Annotated in this window: 4 protein-coding genes; 1 reads left to right on the forward strand and 3 read right to left on the reverse strand. The window is 65.0% G+C overall.

Annotated elements, in window-relative coordinates; all coding sequences use genetic code 11:
• Window positions 1–28: 28 nt before the first annotated feature.
• On the reverse strand, window positions 29–1,468 hold the full coding sequence (locus tag ABWP09_RS12215) for an ArnT family glycosyltransferase (protein WP_353205405.1): 1,440 nt from the start codon (window positions 1,466–1,468) through the stop codon (window positions 29–31).
• A gap of 77 nt (window positions 1,469–1,545) precedes the next feature.
• Window positions 1,546–2,862 carry an adenylosuccinate lyase gene (gene purB / locus ABWP09_RS12220; RefSeq protein ID WP_353205406.1) on the reverse strand — a complete coding sequence of 439 codons (1,317 nt, stop codon included), beginning with the start codon at window positions 2,860–2,862 and terminating at the stop codon, window positions 1,546–1,548.
• 154 nt (window positions 2,863–3,016) lie between these two features.
• Between purB and ABWP09_RS12225 the strand changes: the two genes are divergently transcribed.
• Window positions 3,017–3,547 carry an EF-hand domain-containing protein gene (locus tag ABWP09_RS12225; RefSeq protein WP_353205407.1) on the forward strand — a complete coding sequence of 177 codons (531 nt, stop codon included), beginning with the start codon at window positions 3,017–3,019 and terminating at the stop codon, window positions 3,545–3,547.
• Between the two features lie 54 nt (window positions 3,548–3,601).
• Here ABWP09_RS12225 and ABWP09_RS12230 read toward each other — a convergent pair.
• The coding region (locus tag ABWP09_RS12230; RefSeq protein ID WP_353205408.1) for a JAB domain-containing protein at window positions 3,602–3,886 on the reverse strand (285 nt) is incomplete at its 5' end.

A 3,886-nucleotide genomic window follows, 5' to 3' on the forward strand; every position in this document is an offset into this window, starting at 1 on the left:
TGGAGCTTCGAGCGTTCGAAGTTCGCTTTTAGCGTGGCAAATGCAGCGTCAGCGGCCCCACGCGCTCGCGGCGGGGATAGGCGGTGTCGATCGCGTCGGCGATCAAGGGTGTGAAGCGCTGGTCGTAGATCAAATCCCCGCGATCGCCGTACGTCACGAAAAAGCCGAAATCGCCGCGCCGGACGTGCGCCGCGAGCCGCACCTGATCGTACACGCCCGCGCTGCCCAGTTCGGCGATCATCGCGGGTTCCCAGATAACGTTCTGCCCGGCGCGGCGGAGCAGCACCATGTCGTCGCTCACCACCGGTTTCGCGCTCGCCCGTACCCGATCGACCAGCGCCTGCATCGCCGCGCGGTTTTGCGTGCTGCGAGCATCGGGCCGGACCGGCGGATCGAGCATCTGGATCGGCAGGCCAAGGGCGAGCAGCAGCAGCAGCACGCCGCTCGGTGCCGACGCCTGCGCGGTGGCGGCGCGGATCACCGGGACGACCGCGATCCCGATCAGGATCGTGATCCCGGCGAACCAGTCGATCAGATAATTGTCATTGGCCGCCGATTTGAGGATCATCGGCAGCATCAGCGTCTTGAGGATCACCAGCAGCAGCACGATTGCCGTCGCCGCCAATCCGCGCTCGGTTGCCATCCGCGCGCGCCAGCGCCGCCACTGGCGCGGATCGAGCTGCCGCCACGCCACTGCAAAGCCGATGCCGCCAAGCGCGATCGGCACGATGTTCGCCAACAGCACGAACAGCGTTTTCGCGGCATGGTCCCACGCGATGCGGTTGAGATTGTAGAAGAGGATGTTGGTCAGGAAATGGTCGCTCTGCGTCGCCTGGATCAGGCCGAGACCGATGAACGAGGCGAGCACCGCGCTACCGAGCAGCAGCCAGGCCGCGTGCGGGCGGGCGACCAGCAGGACGAGAAACGCGGCGGCGGGGGCGGGCAGGCTGGTCTGGCGCGTGTAGAGCGCGAGCGTGAACAGTATGCCCGCGCCGATCGCGAGCATCGGACGATCGACCGCGCGAACGACTAGCACCAGCCCGGTCAAGGTGAACGCCAGCGCGAGCATGTCGATCTGCATCAGCAGCGCCGAGGTCAGCAAGAGCGGCAGCGCGGCGAAGCACGCGGCGGTGAACATCCCGGCCAAGGCACGAACGCGCCGATCCTGGCCGTCACCAATCGCCGTGGCCGTTACCACGCCGGCAAGCATCGCCGAGACGATCGTCGACACGAGTGACACGAGCCGCCCGGCGAACAATTGGTCCAAGCCGAACAGCGCCGATGTCGCCGCGGTGACCAGATGATAGACTGGCGGATAATTGAACACGATCGCCGGGAATGCGCGCAAGGGTGCATAGCCCGTCCCCGCCACGATGCGGCGCAGCTGTTGCCAGACGACGCCCTCGCCATAATCGCGCCCGAACGGATCGCCCAGCGCATCGGCCGCGTGGAACCCGAGCCTCGCCAAGCCCTACGCCAAGGCGATCGCGGCAATCGCGAGGACCGCGCGCGCGGTCAGCATGGAGCGGTCAGGGCGCGTTGGCGTCACGCGTTGCCGTCGCCTTCACCGAACACCCGCGCGAAGATCGTATCGACATGCTTCAAATGATAGCCGAGGTCGAACTTATCCTCGATCTCCGCCACCGACAACGCGGCGGTCACTTCGGGATCGGCCTTGAGCAATTCCATCAGCGACAGGTCGCCGTCCGAATCCCACACCTTCATCGCGTTGCGCTGCACGAGGCGGTACGCGTCCTCGCGGCTCACCCCGGCCTGGGTCAGCGCGAGCAGGACGCGCTGCGAATGGACGAGGCCGCCCATCTTGTTGAGGTTCTTCTCCATCCGCGCCGGATAGACGACGAGCTTGTCCATCACGCCGGTGAGCCGCGCGAGCGCGAAGTCGAGCGTGATCGTCGCATCGGGGCCGATATAGCGCTCGACCGAGCTGTGGCTGATGTCGCGCTCATGCCACAAAGCGACATTCTCGAGCGCGGGGGTGACATAGCCACGGACCATGCGGGCGAGGCCGGTGAGGTTTTCGGTCAGCACCGGGTTGCGCTTGTGCGGCATTGCCGACGAACCCTTTTGGCCGGGCGAGAAGAACTCCTCGGCTTCGAGCACTTCGGTGCGCTGAAGGTGACGGATTTCGGTGGCGAGCCGCTCGATCGATGAAGCGATCACGCCCAATGTCGCGAAGAACATCGCATGGCGGTCACGCGGGATGACCTGAGTCGAAACGGGTTCGATCGTCAGGCCCATTTTCTCGGCGACATGCGCCTCGACGAACGGATCGATATTGGCGAAGGTGCCGACTGCGCCCGAAATCGCGCAGGTGGCGATGTCGGCGCGCGCCGCGACGAGCCGGGCGCGGTTGCGCGCGAATTCGGCATAGGCTTGTGCGAGTTTGAGCCCGAAGGTAACCGGCTCGGCATGGATGCCGTGGCTGCGCCCGATCGTCGGCGTCATCTTATGTTCGAGCGCGCGGCGCTTGAGCACCGCGAGCAACGCGTCGATATCGGCGAGCAACAGATCGCTGGCCCGCGCAAGCTGCACCGAGAGGCAGGTGTCGAGCACGTCCGACGAGGTCATGCCCTGATGCATGAAGCGCGCTTCGGGCCCGACATGTTCGGCGACATTGGTCAGAAACGCGATCACGTCATGCTTGGTCTCGCGCTCGATCTCGTCGATCCGCTCGACCTCGAACGCGCCCTTGGCCCAGATCGCTGCGGCTGCTTCCTTCGGCACCACGCCAAGCTCGGCCAGCGCGTCGGTGGCGTGCGCTTCGATCTCAAACCAGATGCCAAAACGCGCCTCCGGCGTCCAGATCGCGACCATATCGGGGCGGGAATAGCGCGGGATCATCGGATTTCCTTGGGTCGGCAGGGTCAGGTCGTCGCAGAATCGGCTCAGAACCACGATCACCTGCGCGTTAGCAGGGACGGGGCGCGCCTTCAAATCGGCCGGATCGGGAGCGTTTCGGTAACAGGCGGGTTGAATAGCCTGACGGAATGACCGCGTGGTGCACAAAATGCACCGGTCTGCCCGACGAAGCGTTGAAATCAAACGATGGAGACATCCGATGTTTAAGTATGTATTTATTGCCGGTGCGATGACCTTGTCGGCTTCGGCATTCGCCCAGACCGCGCCCGCTCAGGATATGACGCCGCAGAACATGCCATCGGCGCCGACGACGACTGATCAGGCGATGACGGCGCAGCCTGCACCGCAAACCGCCGCTCCAGCCGACTCGACCGCCGCCCCGGCGCAGGATGCCGTCGCAGCGGCGCAACCGGCCGCCGGCACGCAGGTGGCGGAGGTCGTGACGAAGGAATTTCCGAGCTATGACAAAAATGGCGACGGAAATCTGAGCGAAAAGGAATTCGACACGTGGATGGTCGCGCTGAAGACCGCGAGCGACCCGTCGACCAAGGCCACTGCGTCGACCACCAAGACCTGGCTGCGTCAGTCGTTTGCGCAGACCGATACCGACAAGAACAAGAAGGTGTCACAGACGGAGCTGACCGGCTTTCTGTCGCAAAAGGGCTAATCACCCCATTGCACGAGACCGCCGTCCCCACGGGGGCGGCGGTTCTTTGCGTGTCTACAGCAACCCCATCGCGCGCAGGCTCGAATGCCCGCTCGCGCCGATGATGATATGATCGTGCAGCGCGATGCCGAGCCGTTTGCCGGCCTCCGCCACCTTGCGCGTCAAGTCGATGTCGGCGCGGCTCGGTGCGGGATCGCCGCTCGGGTGATTGTGGACGAGGATGATCGCGGCCGAGCCGAGATCGATCGCGCGGCGGATCACCTCGCGCACATAGACGGCGGCCTCGTCGATCGAGCCGTCGCTCATCACTTCGTCGCGGATCAGGATGTTACGCGTGTT

The sequence above is a fragment of the Sphingomonas sp. genome (assembly GCF_040398505.1).
GTDB lineage: Bacteria > Pseudomonadota > Alphaproteobacteria > Sphingomonadales > Sphingomonadaceae > Sphingomonas.

What these genes read in the sequence shown, in the direction of transcription:
- purB (WP_353205406.1), bottom strand. Translation starts at nt 2,862, where the DNA reads ATGATCCCGCGCTATTCCCGCCCCGATATGGTCGCGATCTGGACGCCG.